The sequence below is a fragment of the Sporosarcina sp. P12(2017) genome (assembly GCF_002743035.1).
Classification (GTDB): Bacteria; Bacillota; Bacilli; order Bacillales_A; family Planococcaceae; genus Sporosarcina; species Sporosarcina ureae.
Genome location: NZ_PDYL01000008.1, coordinates 46,116 through 69,419, shown reverse-complemented (window position 1 = coordinate 69,419; position 23,304 = coordinate 46,116). Strand labels below are relative to the sequence as shown.

General features: G+C 41.4%; 23 protein-coding genes. 4 read left to right on the top strand and 19 right to left on the bottom strand.

Annotated elements, in window-relative coordinates:
- Positions 1-41: 41 nt before the first annotated feature.
- A complete protein-coding gene (locus CSV80_RS08095; protein ID WP_099670407.1) occupies positions 42-479 on the bottom strand; it encodes a GatB/YqeY domain-containing protein in 438 nt (145 codons plus the stop codon).
- Positions 480-775: 296 nt separating this feature from the next.
- Here CSV80_RS08095 and CSV80_RS08090 point away from each other — a divergent pair, with 296 nt between their 5' ends.
- Entirely contained in the window at positions 776-2,968 is a 2,193-nt protein-coding gene (locus CSV80_RS08090) for a DNA topoisomerase III (RefSeq protein ID WP_099670406.1), read from the top strand.
- 117 nt (positions 2,969-3,085) lie between these two features.
- Here CSV80_RS08090 and proS read toward each other — a convergent pair whose 3' ends face one another.
- The 4 genes from proS to CSV80_RS08070 all read right to left on the bottom strand — a co-directional run bounded on the left by proS (position 3,086) and on the right by CSV80_RS08070 (position 8,207).
- Positions 3,086-4,522, bottom strand: coding sequence for a proline--tRNA ligase (gene proS, locus CSV80_RS08085; RefSeq protein ID WP_099670405.1), 1,437 nt, complete (start codon positions 4,520-4,522; stop codon positions 3,086-3,088).
- Positions 4,523-4,672: 150 nt separating this feature from the next.
- Positions 4,673-5,962, bottom strand: a complete 1,290-nt coding sequence (locus CSV80_RS08080; protein WP_099670404.1) for a cation:dicarboxylate symporter family transporter — start codon at positions 5,960-5,962, stop codon at positions 4,673-4,675.
- A gap of 98 nt (positions 5,963-6,060) precedes the next feature.
- The gene (locus CSV80_RS08075; protein ID WP_099670403.1) at positions 6,061-6,936 is read right to left on the bottom strand and encodes a response regulator; all 876 of its coding nucleotides are present in this window, start codon (positions 6,934-6,936) and stop codon (positions 6,061-6,063) included.
- Positions 6,933-8,207 (bottom strand): sensor histidine kinase, encoded by a 1,275-nt coding sequence (locus tag CSV80_RS08070; RefSeq protein ID WP_099670402.1) that lies wholly within the window; start codon positions 8,205-8,207, stop codon positions 6,933-6,935. The genes CSV80_RS08075 and CSV80_RS08070 overlap by 4 nt, the downstream gene beginning before the upstream one ends.
- A gap of 138 nt (positions 8,208-8,345) precedes the next feature.
- Between CSV80_RS08070 and CSV80_RS08065 the strand changes: the two genes are divergently transcribed.
- Positions 8,346-8,996 carry an SDR family oxidoreductase gene (locus CSV80_RS08065; protein WP_029053991.1) on the top strand — a complete coding sequence of 217 codons (651 nt, stop codon included), beginning with the start codon at positions 8,346-8,348 and terminating at the stop codon, positions 8,994-8,996.
- Positions 8,997-9,141: 145 nt separating this feature from the next.
- Here CSV80_RS08065 and CSV80_RS08060 read toward each other — a convergent pair whose 3' ends face one another.
- The 14 genes from CSV80_RS08060 to CSV80_RS07995 form a co-directional block, all read right to left on the bottom strand.
- Positions 9,142-9,990, bottom strand: a complete 849-nt coding sequence (locus CSV80_RS08060) for an ABC transporter permease subunit (protein ID WP_099670401.1) — start codon at positions 9,988-9,990, stop codon at positions 9,142-9,144.
- Complete coding sequence (gene phnE / locus CSV80_RS08055) at positions 9,990-10,778, bottom strand: phosphonate ABC transporter, permease protein PhnE (RefSeq protein ID WP_099670400.1); 789 nt, start codon at positions 10,776-10,778, stop codon at positions 9,990-9,992. Before phnE ends, CSV80_RS08060 begins: the two co-directional genes overlap by 1 nt.
- A 13-nt stretch (positions 10,779-10,791) precedes the next feature.
- On the bottom strand, positions 10,792-11,574 hold the full coding sequence (gene phnC, locus CSV80_RS08050) for a phosphonate ABC transporter ATP-binding protein (RefSeq protein ID WP_099670399.1): 783 nt from the start codon (positions 11,572-11,574) through the stop codon (positions 10,792-10,794).
- Between the two features lie 77 nt (positions 11,575-11,651).
- Complete coding sequence (locus tag CSV80_RS08045) at positions 11,652-12,695, bottom strand: PhnD/SsuA/transferrin family substrate-binding protein (protein ID WP_369802811.1); 1,044 nt, start codon at positions 12,693-12,695, stop codon at positions 11,652-11,654.
- Between the two features lie 113 nt (positions 12,696-12,808).
- Positions 12,809-13,606, bottom strand: a complete 798-nt coding sequence (locus CSV80_RS08040) for a PHP domain-containing protein (protein WP_099670501.1) — start codon at positions 13,604-13,606, stop codon at positions 12,809-12,811.
- Complete coding sequence (locus CSV80_RS08035; RefSeq protein WP_029053997.1) at positions 13,596-14,321, bottom strand: phosphonate C-P lyase system protein PhnL; 726 nt, start codon at positions 14,319-14,321, stop codon at positions 13,596-13,598. The genes CSV80_RS08040 and CSV80_RS08035 overlap by 11 nt, the downstream gene beginning before the upstream one ends.
- Positions 14,322-14,347: 26 nt before the next feature.
- A complete protein-coding gene (phnM, locus tag CSV80_RS08030; RefSeq protein WP_099670397.1) occupies positions 14,348-15,529 on the bottom strand; it encodes a phosphonate metabolism protein PhnM in 1,182 nt (393 codons plus the stop codon).
- 14 nt (positions 15,530-15,543) lie between these two features.
- Entirely contained in the window at positions 15,544-16,383 is an 840-nt protein-coding gene (locus tag CSV80_RS08025; protein ID WP_099670396.1) for an ATP-binding cassette domain-containing protein, read from the bottom strand.
- Positions 16,376-17,242 carry an alpha-D-ribose 1-methylphosphonate 5-phosphate C-P-lyase PhnJ gene (locus CSV80_RS08020; RefSeq protein ID WP_099670395.1) on the bottom strand — a complete coding sequence of 289 codons (867 nt, stop codon included), beginning with the start codon at positions 17,240-17,242 and terminating at the stop codon, positions 16,376-16,378. The genes CSV80_RS08025 and CSV80_RS08020 overlap by 8 nt, the downstream gene beginning before the upstream one ends.
- Positions 17,232-18,347, bottom strand: a complete 1,116-nt coding sequence (locus CSV80_RS08015; RefSeq protein WP_099670394.1) for a carbon-phosphorus lyase complex subunit PhnI — start codon at positions 18,345-18,347, stop codon at positions 17,232-17,234. The genes CSV80_RS08020 and CSV80_RS08015 overlap by 11 nt, the downstream gene beginning before the upstream one ends.
- Positions 18,348-18,944 carry a phosphonate C-P lyase system protein PhnH gene (gene phnH, locus CSV80_RS08010; protein WP_099670393.1) on the bottom strand — a complete coding sequence of 199 codons (597 nt, stop codon included), beginning with the start codon at positions 18,942-18,944 and terminating at the stop codon, positions 18,348-18,350.
- Positions 18,945-18,980: 36 nt separating this feature from the next.
- A complete protein-coding gene (gene phnG, locus CSV80_RS08005; RefSeq protein ID WP_099670392.1) occupies positions 18,981-19,403 on the bottom strand; it encodes a phosphonate C-P lyase system protein PhnG in 423 nt (140 codons plus the stop codon).
- Between the two features lie 137 nt (positions 19,404-19,540).
- A complete protein-coding gene (locus tag CSV80_RS08000; protein ID WP_199083949.1) occupies positions 19,541-20,269 on the bottom strand; it encodes a GntR family transcriptional regulator in 729 nt (242 codons plus the stop codon).
- A gap of 221 nt (positions 20,270-20,490) precedes the next feature.
- The gene (locus tag CSV80_RS07995; RefSeq protein ID WP_099670391.1) at positions 20,491-21,387 is read right to left on the bottom strand and encodes a DMT family transporter; all 897 of its coding nucleotides are present in this window, start codon (positions 21,385-21,387) and stop codon (positions 20,491-20,493) included.
- 134 nt (positions 21,388-21,521) lie between these two features.
- Here CSV80_RS07995 and CSV80_RS07990 point away from each other — a divergent pair, with 134 nt between their 5' ends.
- Both CSV80_RS07990 and CSV80_RS07985 read left to right on the top strand, forming a co-directional pair.
- The gene (locus CSV80_RS07990) at positions 21,522-21,956 is read left to right on the top strand and encodes a PQQ-binding-like beta-propeller repeat protein (protein WP_099670390.1); all 435 of its coding nucleotides are present in this window, start codon (positions 21,522-21,524) and stop codon (positions 21,954-21,956) included.
- A 145-nt stretch (positions 21,957-22,101) separates the two neighbouring features.
- Complete coding sequence (locus CSV80_RS07985) at positions 22,102-22,944, top strand: YitT family protein (protein ID WP_029054007.1); 843 nt, start codon at positions 22,102-22,104, stop codon at positions 22,942-22,944.
- Positions 22,945-23,304: the final 360 nt, after the last annotated feature.

The following is a 23,304-nucleotide window of genomic DNA, read 5'->3' as shown; positions in this document are numbered from 1 at the left end:
CGACAAGCATACTACTTGTCAGCCAGTTCAATATCCGTAACTCAATTCTGCAAATACTCTTTAACTGCCTGCGAAACAGTCTTCCCTTCCGCACGACCAGCGACTTCCTTCATTACAACGCCAATTGTCTGACCCATTGAGGCATCTTTTGAAATGCCTAATGAAGCAATCAATTCTTTTACTTCTTCCACATTCATCTGTTTCGGCAAATAGGATTCGACAATAGCGATTTTCGCTTTTTCTGCTTCCACAATGTCTTCGCGATTGGCTTTTTGACCTTCATCGAGTGATTGTTTTGTTTGCTTTAGCTCACGCTGAACGATTTTGATTTCTTCTTCTTTCGTCAGTTCGCGCTTTAATTCAATCGATTCATTTTGTAGACCTGCACGCAATAAATTAATGACACCTTTCTTCATTGTGTCTTTTTCCTTCATCGCAGTCCTTATATCGGCCATTAAACGATCTTGTAATTCTGACATGGAAATCCCTCGTTTCTATAGTGTTACGTACAGTATACAAAAAAATCATACATTCAGTCTTGTATTCTTACTCCGTCTGAAATACCGCCCCCTTTTTAGCGGTAGACTTTACTTTCCTCTTTTCAACTCCTATACCTCTATTAATGAACTCACAAAACGTATACATCCGCCTTAATTGACGAAACTTCCGGTCTGGTTTACACTTTTTAGTAAGTAACTCCTTCATATAGCATAAGGACAGAACCCTTATCTGTTGGAGGAGTTTTTCGACATGTATATAAAAAGGAGTTCATTGTATGAAAAAAAGTGTAGTACTGGCGGAGAAACCTTCCGTAGCGCGGGATATTGCCCGTGTGCTGAACTGCAATAAAAAAGGTAACGGCTATTTAGAAGGCGATAAATATATTGTGACGTGGGCACTCGGACACCTAGTAACGCTCGCTGATCCAGAGAACTACGATACGAAATTCAAGACATGGAAACTAGATGATTTGCCGATGATGCCTAAGGATTTGAAACTAACGGTCATCAAACAAACGAGCAAACAATACAATGCCGTAAAAGCGCAACTGCTTCGCACGGACGTTTCAGATATTATTATTGGTACAGATGCTGGACGTGAAGGAGAATTAGTTGCTCGTTGGATTATTGAAAAAGCGAAGGTAAAGAAGCCAATCAAACGTCTGTGGATTTCATCCGTCACGGACAAAGCAATTAAAGATGGTTTCGCCCAGTTAAAGCCAGGTAAAGCATATGAAAATTTATTTGAGGCAGCAGTCGCACGTTCTGAAGCCGATTGGTATATCGGTCTTAATGCCACGCGTGCACTGACAACCAAGTTTAACGCACAACTTAACTGCGGACGTGTGCAGACGCCTGTCGTCGCAATTATTGCACAGCGCGAAGAAGAGATTAACACTTTCCGACCTAAAACATTTTACGGAGTCGAAGCGCAGTCTGATTCGAAATTAAAACTGACTTGGCAGGATGCAAAAACAGGCGATACACGTTCATTTGACCGCGACAAACTATCTGCTATCGTCAAAAAAGTCGATGGTAAACAAGCTGTAATTGAAAATGTCGAGAAGAAAGCGAAAAAATCCTTCTCACCAGGCCTATACGATTTGACTGAATTACAACGTGATGCCAATAAAATGTTTGGCTACTCAGCAAAAGATACACTCAACATTATGCAGAAATTATATGAACAACATAAAATACTGACCTATCCACGCACCGACTCTCGTTTCCTTTCAAATGATCTCGTCGCAACACTTCCCGAGCGCTTGAAAACAGTTGGTATAGGCGAATATCGTTCCCTTGTGAATAAAATATTGAAGAAACCGATTAAAACGAGTAAATCATTCGTTGACGATAGCAAAGTATCTGATCACCACGCAATCATTCCGACAGAAGAAATCGTATTTCTTGATAAATTGTCTGATCGCGAGCGAAAAATCTATGATCTGGTCGTCAAGCGATTCTTAGCTGTTTTGTTCCCAGCACATGAATACGAACAATTAACGGTTCATGCAAAAATAGCAGACGAACGGTTCACAGCACGCGGAAAAACGATTTTGGCTGCTGGTTGGAAAGAAGTGTATGACAACCAATTCGACGAAGAAGAAACTGAACAGGATACGAAAGAACAATTATTACCTAAGCTAGTAGCAGGTGATCAGCTCGACATCAAGCTCATCAAAGAGACATCTGGTCAAACGAAGCCCCCTGCGCGTTTCAATGAAGCCACACTATTATCCGCCATGGAAAACCCAACGAAGTATATGGGATTACAGGATAAGAAACTCGCAGACACATTGAAATCAACAGGCGGACTAGGGACAGTGGCAACACGTGCTGATATCATCGACAAGCTATTCAACTCCTTCTTGATCGAAAAACGTGGGAAAGACATCCACGTCACGAACAAAGGAAAACAGTTGCTCGAGCTAGTACCGGACGAATTGAAATCTCCTTTGCTAACAGCTGAGTGGGAACTAAAATTAGAGAAGATTGCCAAAGGGCAGTTAAAAAAAGAAGCGTTCATTAATGAAATGAAAGGCTATACGAAAGAAATTGTTTCAGAGATTAAAGCGAGTGAAGCAAAGTTCAAGCATGATAATATTTCTACGAAAACATGTCCAGACTGCGGGAAGCCGATGCTTGAAGTAAACGGCAAGCATGGCAAGATGCTTGTTTGTCAGGACCGCGAGTGTGGTCACCGTAAAAACGTCTCCCGTGTCACGAACGCACGTTGTCCGCAGTGTAAGAAGAAGATGGAGCTGCGCGGCGAAGGTGAAGGACAGATCTTTACGTGTAAGTGTGGTTACCGCGAAAAACTTTCTACATTTAAGGCACGTCGCGATAAGAATTCAAAAGGTAAGGTCAACAAGCGTGATGTACAGAAGTATTTGAAGAAGAATAATGATGATGAGCCTATCAACAATCCATTTGCTGATGCTTTAAAAGGTTTGAAGTTGGACGACTGATAAATAAGCTGGAGCTTCAATCCCCACCACAACACTTCACTCTCTACAGTATTTGAACTTAAAATCATTAAAAAAGCTGTCCCACAAAACTTCGTGGGACAGCTTTTGATTTCTCTATTAGTAAGCTCTTGCAAACCAAACTGTATGCTTCGATTCATTTCCACAGTTAATACAAGCGGATTTCTCTGCTGGTGGGTTGAATGGAATATTACGTGTCGTAAATTTCGTTTCATCTTTGACATGTTCTTCACATGCGTCATCGCCACACCAGCCTGCAAGGATCCAACCTGGAGTTACTTCGTTGGTCGCACTATCTTCAATATGCTTCTTCAACTCATCTAACGTATCGATATTCGTATGGGAATGTTCGTCACGGAACGTACGCGCATTTTCAAGCAAACGCTTCTGCATCGTCTGTAGTTCTTGCTCAATGCTAGCCACAGCTTCAGTCAGATCAACTGCTACTTTCTCACCGCCGTCACGCGCTTTCATCAATGCTTGATTGTTGTCAAGATCACGTGGTCCAAGCTCTAGACGTACCGGAACACCTTTTAATTCGTACTCGTTAAACTTGAAGCCTGGAGACTGATCCGAATCATCCAAACGGACACGAATGCCTTTAGATTTTAATTCAGCGTAGATCTCGTCTAGCTTTTCCATAATCGCCGGATTCTTCTTCCAAGGTCCAACTGGGATTAGCACGACTTGTGTCGGTGCAACGCGCGGAGGCAATACAAGACCTTGCTCGTCGCCATGTACCATAATAACGGAACCGATCAAGCGTGTTGACGTTCCCCATGATGTCGTATGCACGAACTGGTGCTTATTTTCTTTTGTTAAATATTTAATATCAAATGCTTCCGCAAACTTTGTTCCAAGATAATGTGAAGTTCCAGCTTGTACCGCTTTACCATCTTTCATCATCGCTTCAATCGAGAACGTATCAACTGCTCCCGCAAAGCGCTCAGAAGGCGTTTTCTGTCCGTCATATACAGGAATCGCTAATAAGTCCTCTACGACTTCTTTGTAAATTTCCAGCATCTGCATCGTTTCATGGCGCGCTTCTTCTTCATCTACGTGTGCAGTATGTCCTTCTTGCCATAAAAATTCTGATGTCCGAATGAATGGTAGCGTCTTTTTCTCCCAGCGGAATACGTTTGCCCACTGGTTGATTAGTACTGGAAGATCACGATAGCTCTTGATCCAGTCAGAATACAAATGACCAATCATCGTTTCAGACGTCGGACGTAGCGCCAAACGTTCTTCCAATTTCTCGCCCGCTGCTTCTGTCACCCATGGCAATTCTGGAGAGAATCCTTCGATATGATCTTTTTCTTTTTCGAAAAATGACTCTGGAATTAGCATTGGGAAATAGGCATTACGGTGACCTGTTTCTTTAAAACGACGATTCATTTCATCCTGAATATGCTCCCAGATTTCATAGCCGTCTGGTTTAAACGCGATACATCCACGCACTGGTGTATAATCCATCAAATCTGCTTTCTGAATCGTATCGATATACCACTTCGTAAAATCATTTTGCTGATTGCTCATTACTTCATTTCCTCCTTAGTAAAAACCGCACTCTTGTTATTCCATACTGCTAATCATATAACAAATCAAGCATTCCTACAATTGAATGTCGTCACTATGCCTGTCTGTCTCCGTAAAAAAACTGTCCTCAATTAAGAGGACAGCGTTCAATTAAACTAATTTCTCTTCTGCAAAGACATATTGAGGTTCGCTTTCTGTCTTCACTGTTTCCTCACCGAAGCGACCTTCCCACTTCGACAAAACTACGGTTGCAAGAGCGTTTCCGATTACGTTAACTACCGTACGTGCCATATCCAGCAAACGGTCGATACCCGCGATAAACGCCAAGCCTTCAAGCGGAATGCCTACTGTTCCAAGTGTCGCAAGTAACACGACGAATGAAACGCCAGGTACGCCCGCAATTCCTTTAGAGGTAATCATCAGCACTAATACCAATGTGATTTGTTCCGTAATACTCAACTGAATTCCATACATTTGTGCAATGAACATGGCCGCCAATGCTTGGTAAAGTGTAGATCCATCTAGGTTAAACGAATAACCTGTCGGTACCACGAAAGATACGATGTCTTTCGGACTTCCAAACTTTTCCATTTTCTCCATTACTTTCGGCAACACCGTTTCCGAACTGGATGTTGAAAATGCTAGAATTAATTCGTCTTTCAAGATCTTCATGAAGTGGAAGATGTTCACGCCGACCATCTTCGCGATCCCACCTAACACAACGATGATGAAGAATATCATCGTGGCATATACAAGAACCATTAATTTACCCATCGGAATGAGTGATTCCAAACCGAATTTAGATACCGTTACACCAATTAACGCGAATACGCCAAACGGTGCAAATTTCATGATCATATTCGTTACCCAGAACATCGCGTCTGCGACTCCTCGGAAAACTTCCAGAACCGGTTTGCCGCGCTCTCCGATTGCAGCTACACCTAAACCGAATAACACAGAGAAGAAAATGATTGGCAACATATCGCCATTCGCCATCGAGTCTACGATATTACTTGGTACGATGCCGACTAATACATCCATGAAGCCGCCATTCTGCACTTCTTCTGTCGTTTCTACGTATTGCGAGATGTCACCCTTTTCAAGAGAAGACATATCGATGCCTTCACCCGGCTTGAAAATATTAGCTGACATAAGTCCCACAATAATCGCAATCGTTGTTACAATTTCAAAATATAAAAGCGTTTTACCGCCAAGTTTACCTAATTTCTTAATATCACCTGTACCTGCTACTCCGATTACTAGCGTTGAAATAATAATAGGTACTACAATCATTTTAATCATATTGATGAACATCGTGCCGATTGGCTGTAAGTATCTCTCTACATTAGGATTACCATAGAAGATTGCACCGACTGCAATACCTAAAACCAATCCAATTAATATTTGGTAAGCCAAAGACAATTTAAATATCTTTTTCATCGATAATCCCCCTTTGACGTTCTCTGAAAACGCTTTCTTTCAGTAACTTATTCATATCTTACGGGGACCCTACAAAATTCTACAACATCCTACAATAATTATTTCCGTTCTTCCATTGTCTCCATATATAACACATGCAGAAACTTCTTACTGTTCACTTTGACAGGTCTGATATCAAAACTTTCTTCTTGAATCTGTTTCATTCTCATACTAATCTCCTGGAAATCAAAGAAGCGTGGTGCATAGTACTCGAATTCATCGATTGTATAATCCACTGCGCCAAGTGATGCCAAATGTTCCATTGCGGTAAGGATTGATCGACGGATTCTCTGCTCCATCGCCTTGCTTTCTTTGGAGATGTCCCCATCTGGCACACCCAGTTTGGTCAACGCGGATTCATACAGCCCCTTTAAAGGCGGTAGTTGTACAGCTCTCTGCTCGTTCAAGACTTCCATGATGGCTACGATGTCGCGACTCGCGCTGTCACTGAAGATTCCCATGTCATGCAGCTTCTTTAGAACTATATCTTTCACCGATTGTTGCACTTTAGGTTGTTCAACAGAACCGAATTGCGCCAGTGATTCCCGAATCGTCAATAAGGAGTTTTTCAGACGTAACTGTTCCGCTGTACGTCGCACGATGCTCTGTACTTCAATTTGATTGATCGGCTTATGTATGAAGAATTCGACGCCCACTTGATAGGCTTCGCCAACCATTTCTTTGTTAACTACTTGGCTTAGCATAATGAATTGTCCGCAGTAGCCTTGCGATTTCAACTGTTGAATCGTTTCGATCCCATCGAGTTCTGGCATCAATAAATCGATCAATACGACGTCTGGTGCTAAGGATAGAATTTGAGGAATAGCTTTCACTCCACTGTCAGCCTCGCCAATTACAATCCCTTCTTGCTCTACTAGAATATTTTTTAGCATCACACGGCTTGCTTTGTCATCATCTACGATAAAATATCTCATGCTTCTATCTCCTTCATAATGGATTCCATAGGGATTTCCACTAGTACATTCAGTCCATTATCTAGGCGCTCTACAGCAATTGCACCTTGCATCGCATCGATAATTGTACATACATGCGATAACCCGATACCTGTTGCTGCTGTTCCTTGATCCGTAAATTTCGTCGTATATCCTGGTTCAAATATTACGTCTTCATGTTCAAAAGGAATTCCTTTTCCTGTATCACACACACTAAAACGCACCCACGCTCCATCCCTCTCGACTGTAATGTGTACATGACCTTTTTCTTCAATAGCTTCTACCGCGTTTGCCGTCAAATTGTTCAACACAGCAAGCAAAGGTACATGCTGTCCTGTTTGGAAGTCCCCATCAATTGTTTTTTCCACCGTGCATTCCTTACCGATCATATCACTGTACTTTTCATTCGCAGTGACGACCATGTCGAGTAAATCAGATAGATAAAATGCCTCTACTTGTTGCCGCGTAGTCCACTTTGATAATCCCGCCAAAATTCGTTGGGAATCTTTTTTCACTTCGTGGATTTCCTGCGCTATATGCAACGCTTGGGTGCTAAGTTCCCGTTGTTTCTCTTTTTTAAGCTTGCGGTACAAGTCATGACTTGACGCGGTGATCTGTTCTATATGGTTCATGGATTTTTGTAAATACAGTGCTTCCGCATATAGCTCTGAACCCACACCAAGCATCTCTTCTACACGCTGCTTCTCTTTTGATAACGCCACAGAACTATATAACCCCACCGTGAAGAAACTACGCAATAGTGCCACCCCAACTAGAATGCCCCACTCTTTACCATTAAGTAGTGAACCATGTTGCCACCAATTACGCAGTGCATGCTCGGATGTGTTGCTCACTACTTCAAATAAGAAAGCTAATGCACCCAGTCGAAGTGGTAAAGATTTATACTTTTCAAGACCTACGAAGTGCCAGCCGACCGCCACGATAAAGTAAAATAAAAAGACGGGTACATGCATCTGTAAACTCTCAAACAACTCAGCACCAAGCCACATCTCTTTCGTTACGCGAAATACTACTACGGTAACTGCCGTAACGAATCCTGTGCGCAAAATGGAAGCAGGTGGATAAATAAGAATCAGTAAAAAGAACAATATACCGCCTAACGCAAAACGGAACATTTCTCCGTCAAACGGCATCACTTTCAATTCACCGGTAAGAGCTGTCAAGATTGCAATAAATGCAATTCTTGCCGCTTCTGATTGATATACATGGCGCCACATTAATTTTGCATTCATTATTTTGCTCCTAATAAAATAAGTAATCGTACACGTATTATAGCAACCAGGAAAGCAATGTACAGTTTTGGACTTGGATATTACGGGTACAGTAAGAAGGAATATTTATTATATTTATATATTGAAAGGATGAAATAAATGAAAGTTTTAGTTGTAGGTGCAAACGGTCAGATCGGGAAACAGTTAGTATCATTGATTCAAGATAGCAACACACTTGAAGCAAAAGCAATGATCCGTAAGCAAGAACAAGCAGAACATTTCGAGAAAATCGGTGCGGAAACCGTGCTTGTAGATCTTGAAGGCGAAGTAGAAGACATCGTAAAAGCAGCAGATGGTGTAGACGCTATCGTTTTCACAGCCGGCTCCGGCCCAAAAACCGGTCCAGATAAAACTATGATGATTGACCTCGACGGCGCTATCAAAACTATACAAGCAGCGGAGAAAGCCGACGTTAAACGTTTCATCATGATTAGTTCGTACGACACAACACGCAAAGCAATCCAGGAAGCGTCAGAATCATTTGCTCCGTACGTTGTAGCAAAACACTACGCAGATGAATGGTTACGTTCGACTGATCTAGACTATACGATGATTCATCCAGGTGCTTTAACAAACGACAAAGGAACAGGCAAAGTAAAAGCCGCGAATACTGTCGAACCAAACGAAGTACCACGAGATGATATCGCAGAAGTCATTTTCGCTTGTTTAGAAAACGATTCAACGATCGGCAAAGAGTTCCAAGTCATTGGTGGCTCTACACCGATTAGAGAAGCGATCGATGCGCTATAAAGGCAAAGCAATAGAATCAACAATTTAGATAGTAACTATAATCACGGAATAAAAATAAACTAAAGACCAACTCCAAATGAGTTGGTCTTTAGTTTACAAATCATTCTAATTACTACTCCTCTTCCATTTGCATGGAGCAGCAAACTCAATTTTTTATACTTGCAGGAAAATAGCGGTTTTTCAACAATGTCGATATGACCTCCAGTATGATCGCCAGTACTAGGATCATATATGTAATCATTCCTACTTCACGCAAATCAAAGTAGAAGCTCGAGGCCATAAACAGCTCGAAACCGATCCCCCCGGCTCCGGCTGCCGCTCCCATTGCAACTGCTACCGCAAAGTTAATTTCAAACCGCAGAAAAGTCCAGGACATAAGATATGTAAATGTCGAAGGAAGTATGGCATGTACTACAATGTGCCACCAACCCGCGCCCGTAGCCCTTAACGCCTCGATAATTCCTTTGTCCACTTCCTCAAACGCTTCAGAAAAAGCTTTTACTAAATACGCAATAGAATGAAACAGCATACCTAGCACTGCAGCTTCACTCCCTAATCCAGCCGCAATAGCAAAGATCAAAACCCATAAAACCGTTGGGACTGCACGGATAAAGGCCAAGAAGATGCGAACTATTTTGGTGATCCATTCATTGGTCAAATTAGTCGCTGCAGTTAGTGCTAGAAAAAACGAAAGAACCGCTCCTAGAATCGTAGATAAAAAGGCGAGTCCAAGCGTAATACCCACTTGATAGAAGGCTTCTCCCCAACCGAAATGACTGAGGGCAGGTTCTAAAAACATAACCCGTAAATTATAAGCTGTTTCCTTTATAGCTCGTTGAATGTCGAGCCCTGTATAGTCAAAGAACAGGAATGCTAAGACAGTCAGTACGGTTAGAATGAGGATGGTTAACTGCATGATTAGCTGTACTTCATTGCCCGACTTTATGCTAATACGACCATCACTCCGTCGTTTCATATGTGTTGTCGCTTGCATTAGAGAATCACCCTCCGTACATGGTTTGAAAGTAGTTCAATGAGGATGACAGCCACGACGATACTGACAGTAACTAACGCCACCCCGTGATAGTTGAGTGTTTTATAATACAAGTCAAATGTGTAGCCGATCCCTGTCCCTGTCAAGATTCCTACTAGCGTAGCATTGCGTATATTGGTTTCAATCATAAACAGTATCCAACTAATCATTTGCGGTAAACACTCGGGAATGACTGCTTTCATTATAATTTGGATATATGTTGCACCTGTTGCTTGTAACGCTTCTACCGCACTTTGACTCGACTCGTCAATGACCTCAATGAAAGCCCGAGTTAGAAAACCGACTGAACCAACGAATAAAGCGAGATACCCTGTTAAAGAGTTCTGCCCAAACGATAGTAGTAAAATCAAAGCCCAGGCTACGACGGGAATATTCCTTGAAAGAGATGCTATAAACCTCGCCAAGATGCCAAGTAAATTGCTCGTCCCCACCGATTTTGAGCCCATCACTCCCAAGAAAAGTGAAAGAATAGTAGCTGTTGTTGTTGCCGCAATAGACATGAGGATCGTTTCAACTAATTTGTCTAGAATGGTTGGCATACGTTCAAGTGATGCCTCAGTGACTACCAAGTTGGAAAATATCCAAACAAAAGCTTCTGGTAATGTCGCGAGTCCATGTAAAATATTAAAGTCGGTGAGCACGGATGACAGATACGTTACTAACGCAAGAAGAAGGACCACTACTATCATCTGTTGGTTTTTCTTGTATCGCATTCTATTTTCATTCACAATAGTTAGCTCCTCATACCGTTGCTAGTTCTCTTACTACTGGCACGGGCTTTGTCTTGGTGCCGTAAATGACATCCGTACGTTCCCTCGTCAAGCGATGACTCACATCATCAAAGACCACTTGTCCTTGCCTGAGCCCTATAATACGATCCGAATAATCACGTGCCACCTCCACTTGATGCAGATTCACGATGCATGTAATCCCAAGTTCCATCGTAATGGACTTTAAATGATCCATGATAATTTTGGAGGCATTCGGATCAAGAGAAGCGATAGGTTCATCGCATAAAACAATTTTAGGTTCTTGGATCAACGCACGTGCAATTCCCACTCGCTGTTGCTGTCCACCACTTAGTTGATCACAGCGCTTATAGGCTTGTTCAACAATCCCCAGTTTTTCCAATAAGGAAAATGCTCGCTCTTTTTCTTCCTCAGTAAATCTACCCATAACTCCCTGCAATGTCGTTTTGTAACCAAATCGACCATGCAGAACATTTTCAATGACAGATAATCTTGGCACCAAATTATAATGCTGAAAAACCATACCAATATCCGTTCGTAACTTTCGTAATTCCTTTTTGTTCAACGTCCCTACATCTGCTCCATCAAAGATTACCGCACCTTCATCAATATCAACCATTCGATTGATGCATCGAAGTAAGGTAGACTTTCCCGCGCCTGAAGGGCCAATAATGGAAATAAATTCACCAGCATCCACTTCAAAGTTTACGTTCTTCAAGACTTTATTTTGATTGTTATATGATTTCCCAAGTTGTTGTACTGTTAATAAAGACATATTTTCTCGCTCCTCTTTTATTCGAATATATATACAATCAAAGCGTACAATTACATGCACGCTCTGACTGAACTCACCTATTCATTAAAAAGATTTCGGACCGGGGTAAACCAGGCGTCTTCAACTGGCACAAAACGCTCTTCTTCCGTTTTAAAGAATAAGCCTGCTGCATTAGAATCTTTCGGGACGAAAATTTCTTCGTTATCGGCAAACTCATCTGATGTGAATAGTGTTTGTAATTTATCAAAGTCTTCTTGACCAAGAACATTTGTATTCGCAACAAATGGAGCGTTAAGTACAGGCGTTACTTCCATCAGAGTGAATTCCTTGCCTGCTACACGATTAAATGGTTCCGCTGCATCTTTTTTCACTTTATATACTGATCCAACTTCATTCTCTTCGCCTTCTACTACGTCTACATAGGATTCAACACACGTATCACAAAAAGCCGCCACGTCTGTACTGCCATTCAATACATTCACTGCTGAACCTTGATGGGAATTACCGAACAAGACTTGTGAAAATAGAGGGCCACCCTCCATTAGATCTTCGGCATTCAATTCTCCATATTTCTTGTTGTTAGCAAAATGATCGATTATCGTGGAGGAAGGAATGACAAATCCTGAAGTTGAGCTATTTGAAACAAATGAAATGCTTTTCTCCGCAACTGTATCTAAGGAGAATTCACCGTTTACTTTAAAGGTTTCTTGATCCTCTACGTCAACTGCAAGCCAACTATAATATAAGGCGTCATCTAATGTACCAGAAGGGCCAGTGGAAACTACTAACGGCTTATTTGCTTCATTTCCTTTATTAGCTTGAACATACCCTTGCGCACCCATGTAGGCGAGATCCGCGTTATTATTCACCATAGTTTCAATTGCGATTGCATAATCAGTCGTCAACTTGTGCTCTACCGATTTCCCGGTTGTTTCCTCAATGGCTTTTCCAATTTCATCTCGTGCAGTTTTCATGTCATTTCCTGATTCATTGGGATACCAGACAATACTGATGACGTCATCCACTTCTGTTTTTTCCGCTCCCGCTTGGCCACTTGAACACGCAGACAGTAGCAAGGTGACTGACGCAAGTATTCCAAAGATCGTATTCAATTTCTTCAACAAGTTCACTCCTCATCAACTGATTAGTCAATTTTATTGAAACACAGAAAGATAGCGCAATGTGGGTATTTACAGGTTCTTCACAGACTCTTTACATCACTTTTATCCATCTATTAAAAATCGGAAGGACTCACAATATCACCAATATCAATTTCTTTCCCAAATACACCGTGATAGTCTGTACCACCTGTCATCAACAGATGATACTGTTCGGCCAGTTCTTCAACTCGTCTACTATCTTCGGCTGTATGATCAAAGTGATTGCGTTCAATACCGTCAAGTCCAGCTTCCACCAATTCAACGATCAAATCATATGAATCCAGCTGTCCTGGATGCGCAACTACAGCCAATCCGCCGTCAGCTTTAATGGCTTCCACCGCATCGTACACATCGATGTATTCTATATCTCCTGAAGCGACGCCCTGTCCTTTAAATAACTCTTTGTACAATTGTTGATAGGCAACTGAAGTAAAAGGATCTTCTGTCAGCTCTTTCATAATATGTTGTTTGTAAATCGTTCCAGAAGGTTTCGCAGATTCAAGGACTCTGTCCTCATCAAGCACATAACCGGCCCTCACTATTTGTTCTATTTGCCAAAGCGAGTGAGCGTGCCTTCTCTCTAGCAATGGTTGGCAAATCGATTGGATATGTATTGCAGTGGGATCATAGTTGTAGCCAAGCACATGTACTTTTCGTTGCCGCTGGAAGTCATATGCTGATATTTCAACGCCGGGTAGTGCTATGATGCCGAAATCCTCACTTACAGTTCGGATTTCCTCCCAGCCGGTTACCGTATCATGATCGACAAAACTGATATGTGTTAAGCCGGCCTGTGCCGCCTTTTGAAAAACAGTAGAAACCGAATCCGAGCCATCTGAATAGTGACTATGAACATGTAGATCAGCTTTCAGAACCAACACCCACCTTATTGTCCAGCACGATTTTTTTCGCCTTCATGTCGAATACTTTGTCACATAACCCTTCCATGAACTCTATATCATGGAAAATCCCTACGAGCGTTGTCCCATTGTTCTTCAGTTTTTCTATCATTTCACGAACTCTTACTTTTGATTGCTGATCTAAACTAGCAGTCGGCTCATCAAGCAATAATAGTCTAGGTTTTTTCACAGTAGCCATGGCAATGTTCAAGCGTAGTTTTTCGCCGCCCGAGAAGGTATTTGGATAACTGTCCCATAGCTTAGGATCCAGTTCGAAATGAGCTAACGTTTTTTCAGTTTCAACATTGGCTGTTATTTCAGATTCCCCCATCTCCAACAACGCATTGGTCACTAGCTGTCGGCAGGTTGTCCTAGGCATAACATTTAAAAATTGAGATACATAACCAATTTCGTATTTACGCAAGTACAGCATTTGTCGATCGCTCACTTGAGATAAATCTACAAGCCCAAAGCGCTGCGAGTCGTATAGGATCTTACCTTCATCCGGTAAATACGTACGATAAATACTTTTTAAGATCGTTGATTTCCCACTTCCACTTTTTCCTACAATGCCAATAAACTCACCCGCTTCTAAGGAAAAATGAATGTTTTCTGTAGCTGGCATGGTTTTGTCTAAATGATGAATAGTGAAACGTTTTCCGAATCCGGCGATTTCCAGTATAGACATCACGATGATGCTCCTCTCCGATTACATTAGTTTGTGCGATAATTAGTTTTTGTGGTCAGCATTCCGTTTACTATTGTTGTCGTCAACATAGGATAGCCGTCATCCATTCTCTCAATGATTAGTAGGTCGGCTTTCTTTCCAATTTTAATCGATCCCAATTCGTCATCTATTCGGACTGCCTTCGCCGGATTCAACGTAACCATCATGAACATTTGGTGCAGATCATTTCCATATTGTTCATGTAATGCAAAGACCGCATGCAACAGCCCCGCAGGATAATAGTCACTGCATAAAATATCAATACAGCCATGATCAATTGCTTCTGTTGCAGATAAATTGCCCGAATGCGAACCTCCGAGTAACACATTGGGAGCTCCTGCAATTGTATGCAAACCAAGTTCTTTCGCTCTCTTCGCAACTTCCAACGTAATCGGAAATTCACTAATCGTCGTACCAAATGTTTTCACTAATTCTAGCTTCTGTACATTATCATCATCATGAGAGGCAATGGCAATGCCTTTTTTCGTAGCAATCTCTGCAATTTCCTTCATGTTTTCAGTCGTTAGAGACTCTGTAGTTTGTCTTTCAGCGATCAGCACATTGATGTCTGAATCTGATAGATCCCGATATCCTTTCAATGTTTCACGATACACTTCTAAATTTCGATACTGCCCTTGTCCCGGTGTATGGTCCATAAAAGAAAGCAAATGAACTTTGTCATCTTCGATATTCTGCACAAGACTCGCCACGCCATCCATATTGTCAATCTCAAATCGCGCATGTAAACGATGACGTATCAAGTGTAAATCCCCATGTGTTGAATGGATGGCATCGATCATACGCTGGATATTCTTTGGATGGTGCATCGTTTTCTGTGTAAAGACGTCTTCCCCATAAAAGGACAGTGAGTGAAACATAGTGGTAATCCCGTGACTGATCAATACTTTTTCAGCCTCTCGCAAACTTATATCGAAATCCATCATGCAAGAAGGTCTTGGTGATGCAATTGTTTCAATATAATCAGAATGAATATCAATAAACCCTGGAGAAATAAGTCCGCCGCCGGCATCAATCCGGTTAGCTTCAGGAAATCTCATTACGTCTTCCTGCGGGATAATATCTTGAATAAATTCCCCTTCTACAACAACTGCAAAGCCTTCAAGAATTTCGTTTTCTGTTATGATATTCCCATTGTGGATTACATACATGTCAGCAGTTCCTCCTATAGTAATGAGTACACTAATTGTTGTGTATACGCATGTTGTGGGTCTTCCAATACTTGATCCGTCAAACCTTCTTCAATTATTTCGCCGTTTAACATAACAATAGTACGGTCCGCCAGCATCCGAATCACTGCCAAATCATGTGACACCACGATCATGCTGATTTGTAGTTCTCTTTGAATTTTCTTGATTAAATCTAGGACATTTGCTTGCACCGACAAATCTAGTCCAGTCGTAACTTCATCCAAAAATAAAATAGGTGGGTTATTCGATAACGCTTTCGCAATTTGCACGCGCTGCTGCATCCCCCCCGAAAACTTTTCAGGTTCTTCTTTCATACGATGCAACGGAATTTGAACATTCGTAAGCAATCTTTTCCCTGTTGCCTCCATATCCGACACATTCCGATTTCCAGCCGCAATTAGTTTTTCCGCTATGTTTCCAATCGATGAAAAGTTCATTTTCAGTCCATGAACTGGATTTTGATATACCATGCCATAATCATGATTTCGAATCATACGCTTTTGCTGAGAAGACAATTCAAAAACATTTTTATATTCTTTCCCTGGTCGGTTAATGTACGCAGCTCCAGATGTGATGTCTGTATCAAAATACAAGCACTGCATCATCGTCGATTTGCCACTTCCACTTTCTCCAACAATCCCTAAAATTTCTCCACGATAAAGATCTAAAGAGATATCCCGCACGGCAAAGACTGTTCCACAAGCTTTGCAGTAATTTTTCTCTACACTATTTCGCTCTTTATCTTGGCATTCTTGACAACCCGTACCATATTGCTTACACAAATTCTCAACCCGTAAAATCGGTGTTTCATGCATACGTGCTTTCCACCTCGACTTTCTCTTGTTTGTTTAATTGTTCTATACAATAAGCCGAATCGTTGCACTGATAAATCGTTTCACCCTCTTCGTGATCTATGAGTTCATCCAGGAAAACATCTACTGCTCCACACAAATGACAATGAGCTCCTTCAAATGATTCAACAGTAAATGGATAATCTTCAAAAGCTAACGATTTGACGGATGTATAGGGCGGTACAGCATAAATTTTCTTTTCCCTACCTGCTCCGAGAAGGATCAAGGCTTCAGAATGATCCATTTTCGAATTGTCGAATCTAGGAATTGGACTTGGTGCCATTACATAACGATCGTGAACGGATACGGGATGATCAGCAGTTGTCGCCGTTTTTCCGAACTTCATAATTTGCTCAAACAACATCAGCCAAGCACCACTATAATCATCTTCCGCATGCATCATCTTTGTCATATATTCCCTTTCTTCAATGGCACGCAACGGCTCTGGTATCGGAACTTGTAACACAAGAATTTGCTCTTTCGTCAATGAACATTCCGGAATCCGGTGCCTTGATTGAATGATATCCGCTTCTTCTGTACACTCTGTCAGTTGAACGCCCGTTGTATCTTGGACTAGCTTTTTTATACTCACTGCATTGACAGATTCATCGGAGCCTTGGTCAATCACTTTTAGCACATCTGTTTGTCCTATAAGGGAAAGTGTAAGCTGCAATCCACCTGTTCCCCAGCCTCGTGCAATGGGCATTTCCCTTGAAGCAAACGGCACTTGATAGCCTGGAATCGCTACGGCTTTTAAAGTAGCGCGACGTATTTCCTTTTTTGAACCTTCATCGAAAAAAGCAAAATGCGTGTTAGCTTTCATTGACCTGCACCCCTTTCTTCACTTGCCGTATACTGTCTAATTTAGATTGGAATGTCACGTAATGCGGTAGCTTCAAGTGGGAAATAAATCCACTAGATTCCACTGAATCAATGTGAAGCAGTACAAATTCTTCATCATGTGTTGGAAATTCATCAGTTAGATGTTCTAGGCACTGATCGAGAATACTCATGGCAATCGTCTTGGTTTCATTTTGTCCATAACAAATTCCATATCCAATCTCAAATTCCAGTTCTTCTTCATTGTTTTCATTTTTCACATTGACGGGCACAAACGATTCTACTTCCGTTACTTGAATGTCTCCGATATAAAACTCTTCGTCCTCTGAACCGTCTTCTTCGTTAGGATGCTTAACGTAAATTGGCAGCGAACCTACGCGTACTTCACCTACAGTCGGATGGACTTCTCCATATCCGCGCAAGGAGGCATATGCCAAAGAAGTCAATGCACCTGTTTGTCCGCGGGTCAGGACTTGTAATCTCGCGCTACGGCTCGCCGGAAACTCCAAGTTTTGTTTTGTAATATCTTCAGGTTCTGTATTGTCCATTTCATATTGTTCAAACAACCCTTCTTTACGAAGGTACTCTACAACTTTCGGATAGCGTTCAACCGTTTCTTCCAATTTCACCTCTTGAAGTTCTTCGGCATAGCTCTGCAACCACTGCGTATTATCCGCCCTTTTTTCATTGATTAAATTAAAATCTAGAAGACGATGTGTGTAGTCATACGTGGCACCCAGTAATTGACCGCCTGGTATATCTTTAAAGCTCGCAGAAATTCTTCTTTCTACAAACATTGCATCTGTCTCGACTGACTCGCTGTAATACAATCTTGGCAATGTGGATCGGTGAGCTCGCATAAGGAATACTGCTTCTTCCATACTTCCCTCCGCCTGCTTGATGGCCAATGCCGCTAATTGCGGAGAATATAAACTACTTTCCGACATAACTTGATCGACCAAAGCTCTCATCGTCGACAAAACAGTTTCAATTTCCAGAATCGCTTGCCCTTTGAGCCGTTCGAACTTCACTCGTTTGATAGAAGCATCTATCGCCTGAGTACCTCCTTTTACAGGAACATACCCCACTTATCCCACCTCCTTATGTGCAACTGCTGTCGTTCTAGGTACGCAAGCAATTTGTGAAGCTTGATCGATAAAAATTAAGTCGATTCCCATCGGAAATTCGTTCGTCCGCTGATTTCTAGCTTGCCATAACGTCACTGGAAACCCTGTTTGTAAGGACACTTCTGATTGAATTCCCGGACCTTTTAATACGATTTCACCATCATTTTCTAATACAGAACTTTCAATGAGCCAAGTGGAAGATTGCTGTGGATCAATAAGAGAACCGACTTTACACTGTTCCAAAGCGTGTCGTATTTCTTGCTCTTTATCTTCGCGAAGGACTATGACAAAATCCGCTTCATGAATGGATGCATATTTAGCAGAAGTATATTCCGATATCTTTTCTATTAGCTCCTGGCGTTCATCAGATACAATATGGAAAGTGACTTCTCCATCCAATAATGCCATTGCAGTTAAAAGTAAAGCTTCACTGCAAGGAATAGAATAATCCATTCGGTTCACCGGTTCAGTAATGGATGAAATTGTGCCTGGCCGCGACATACTATGCAGTAATTTACGATAGACATATTGCAAATCATGTACTTGATCAATCGCCATATTCTCTCTCCTGTCCACTTTGTTTCTAGTAAGTAATTATATTTCCATCGTTTCAAAATTAACTTTTGTACCGATTAACTCTGCCTGTCGTCTTGTTTTCGCTTTCCTGATTTCATCCTCAGCAGCGATCAACTGGGGTTCCCATAGAAACGTTTCCGGCAAATCGGCTTTATACGCTGCATCGATGATTGCCAAATGCTTAGCGAGCTCCTCTTCCATCCCCGTGACAATGCCGATGCCGATGCGATTGGCAATCTCCACTTTTGCTTCCGTAACTAGGACTTCACCCATATAGAATAAGGAATTCTTAGCTGTTTCACGCATTTTGATCATCGTCATTCCATATTGAGGCGCTGTAATTTCACGACATTCATATGATTCCGTGATGGTTTCCGCAAATGTTTTAGCAAGATGACCATTATCTTGAATAAGAATTTCAGTTCTTCTTCTTCTTTTCATATGTGCTCCCTCCTTTTCTATAATTTAATAGTAACTTGTCGCCAAGTTGGTGTGTTTTAAGATACGGTTAGTATATTGTAAACACTCTTTACAATTGAACATAAAAAAACAAGCAAGGATGAGAGACCCTTGCTTGTTTATGAATTCATCGTAATATCATATTTGAACTTATCACTGCGATATAGCACTTTAGTATATTCAAGCACCTTACCAGTTTTCTGGTCTACACAGTCGCTTTCAACCATAATGAGCGGGACCATACTTTTGCAAGATAACAACTGTTGCTCACCAGCAGTTGGAAATGTGATGCTTAGTAGAGATTTGCGACTGTTAAATTCTCCATAGCCGAGTTTCCGATAATAGGCAAACATCGATTGGATTTTGAAGCCATCTTTTTTAATGCGCGGTATGGTCGTTTCGCTAACAAAAGAATAATGAATAGCGATCGGCTCACCGTCAATCAAACGCAATCTTCCAATTTTGTAGATAGCGTCTGATTTCTTCGTTTCTAATACGTGATACGTATGTTCATCGTAAGGAATTTGTTCACAATTTATCGTGCGCGTTTCTAACTCATACCCTAATGCCTTCATCTTTTCAGTAAAGCTCGTCCCTGCAGTTAGAGACAGCTGAATTTGTATCGCCTGCTCTTTTAGAAACCGTCCTTTGCCTTGTTTGGAATAAATAAAACCCCGTTCTTCCAACTTGGTTAATGCATTTCTTGCAGTCATCCTGGGTACATTGTATTTTTTCGCCAAAATATTTTCAGAAGGTAATCTTTGTCCATATGTGAAGGTCTTTGAAACAATTTGTTCCATTAGTTCATCAATAATCTCTGTTTCCTTTTCCGCCGAAATGATAGCCATCTCCCTCTAAGAACTGTTATAGAAGACATATTTTCAATTACATTGTACTATACTTCCTATTTTAAAAGACGAAAGACGGTGTCTAAGAATTCAACAGGTTGCATTTCAACTATACAGCTCGCCGTATGAACCACCTCTGCACGAAGCAAATATTTCACGTAAGCTTTTGATTATTTTATGACACGCGGATTATTAGGATAGTAACTCTTCATCACTCCTTACTATTTGTATCCATCCGCATGAATAGTTTCCTTCTTGTGGTAATTGACAAAACAGATACTGACAACAACGAGTAACAAGCCCACCCACAACGTATGCGTCATCGGCTCACCGACAAACACCGTACTGATGAACACCGAAATAACAGGCACTAAAAAGGTAAAGACCGCCACCTTACTTGCCTCTCCCGCACGAATGAGCGAGTAATAAATGATATAGGCAACCGGAATACCCATTGTTGCACCGAATCCAAGTCCAAAAAGATACATAGGATGCCACTCTATCGCAGACCAGCTCTCTGTAACGGCACTGAGTACAAGCAGCACTACACCCCCTATAGTAAATTGCATCGCCACCATCCAATATGCATCGACTTCCTCACTTACTTTCTTCACATATGCAACGCCAATTGCCCAAAAGAAAGCTGTCAGCACACCTAATATGACGCCGAGTATGGAAATCTGGGTAGTGAAATGTTCCACACTAACTACAGTTATTCCGATGAACCCAATCAACAGACCCGTTATTTTAGTTGCAGTCATACTTTCTCCCAGCCACATCCAAGCAAATAATCCGAGAAGGACCGGCTGGAAGTATACAAGTACAGAGAATAACCCGCCCGGCAAATAGTGTAGTCCAATCGTATGCAATCCAAAAAACAGAACGGTGTTGAACAAAGCTGAAATACCATACTTTCGCCAATGCTGACGCCATTGCAATCTGTCACGCAGTTTTATCATCAGCAATACAATCAAACAACCACCTAGCAACGCACGCATACCCGAAAATAATAGTGGCGGTGCATACACGATCGATAGTTTATAAATCGGCCAACTAATGCCCCAAATCATGACTAAAACTGCCAACGCGACGGTAGATTTTGTAAATAGCTTGTTCACTCCTCCATCCTTTCTAATTATATTGATCCTTTAAATCTAGTCTATTCTCACAATCTTTTTATTGACTTTAATTTAAGACAAAGGTTTTCTTTTTTGCAAAAGTTCCTTATGATTACTATTGGAGGCGATTTTACGTGAAAAAATTATTTGCAATGATGATAACTGCTGCTGTATTAGCGGCTTGTAGCAATGATGAATCGAAGGAATCGATTGAATCAACGGAACCAGTAGAAGAGACGGCTCCGGTAGAACAAGCAGGTAACGAAGTAGAAGAGGGATTAAAAGCAGATACGGTAGAACATGAGTATGCTGCATTTGCTGATGATCAAGTGCCCGTCAATTCCAAAGTGAAGTTTCTTGGGACCGTGACAGCTGTTAATGAAGGAACTCTAACTGTGCAAAACAAAACAGATAAATCCTCGGATGAAATCATTTACGTGAAAGATATCCGACTAGGGGAGCGTACCGATATTTTGGAAGACTTTGATGTTTCCGTTTACGGTACGTATGAGGGGAAAGACGATGAGGATGTGCCTGTTATTAAAGGGATTTTTATTGACGTAGACTGAAAATCTAAAGGAACAACCATAACTAGTTAATTTATATGTTTTGATCGAGAGACCAACAGGTATAGTGCATTTACAGTAGAAACTTCATGGGAAGCACAGAAGCGGCATACTACAGTATGTCGCTATTTCGGAAAGAGGGGATTATATGCAACGAACACTACTTGATTATGCCGCTTTAATCTTAGGGTCATTCATGTTCGCAATTGGAATTAACTACTTTGCGATTCCGAATATGCTATCTGAAGGCGGCGTCATCGGGATTACCATCATTACATACTATTTATTCGAATGGTCACCTGGACTTGTCAGTTTTGTAATCAACTTAGCACTCGTTGCGATCGGGTATAGGTTCTTCAGTAAACGAACGATTATTTATACTGTCATCACCATCATATTCTCATCCATTTTCCTTGAGTTAACGAAGAATTGGGGAGAACAGTTGGGCAGCGATACATTGCTTGCCGCGTTATTTGCCGGTTTATTTGTTGGTGGGGGTCTCGGAATGATCTTTCGTGTTGGCGGCACTTCCGGCGGCGCGACTACTATTGCCCGGATGCTTCAGCAATGGCTTGGCTGGAGTGTTGGGAAAGCGGTGCTAGTTATTGATATTTCCGTCATTTTATTGTCAGCCTTTGTTATCGGTAAAGAAAAAGCAATGTTTACGCTCGTTGCTGTGTATGTGGGTGCAAAAGTAATTGACAAAATAGTAGACGGCGCAGATGATAGAAAAGCCGTGATGATCATTTCGAAACACCAAGAAGATATTCGACATGAATTACTCACGACAATGGGCAGAGGCGTAACGATTCTTGACGGTCGCGGCGGCTATACGCTCGAGAAACAAGCGATTTTATATATTATTATCAACCAGACAGAAATCGTTCAGTTGCGACGTATTTTAGAGCGGGTAGACGAAGATGCATACGTTACCATCAATAATGTACAAGAAATTTTCAAGCGCGGATTTAAGGAACAACGACCAAAATAAAATTTGTTTCCTAACAGTTCATTTCCTTATTATCATGAACTCTCTCCCTTACCATTACAGGCAAAGGAGAGAGTTATCTTACTTAATTTTTAATGCTTGAATCAGTGGCGGCGGCATGCAATTTGCTACCGAGAAGCCGCCAGGAAAGAAAATGGTGGATGCTTTGTAATTAGTACACTTCCCTACCCAATACTTGGCTGGCTTTATCTCCTATTTTTACACTATTCAACCTCCTTGCAATAGTCGCAACTATCTTCCAATTTAATTATTTTAATAAAGCATTTCACTCAACCGAGTTCTTCTATATACTTGATAATATCTGAAAAATTCATACCTTTTCGTGATGGATTGAATAGTATT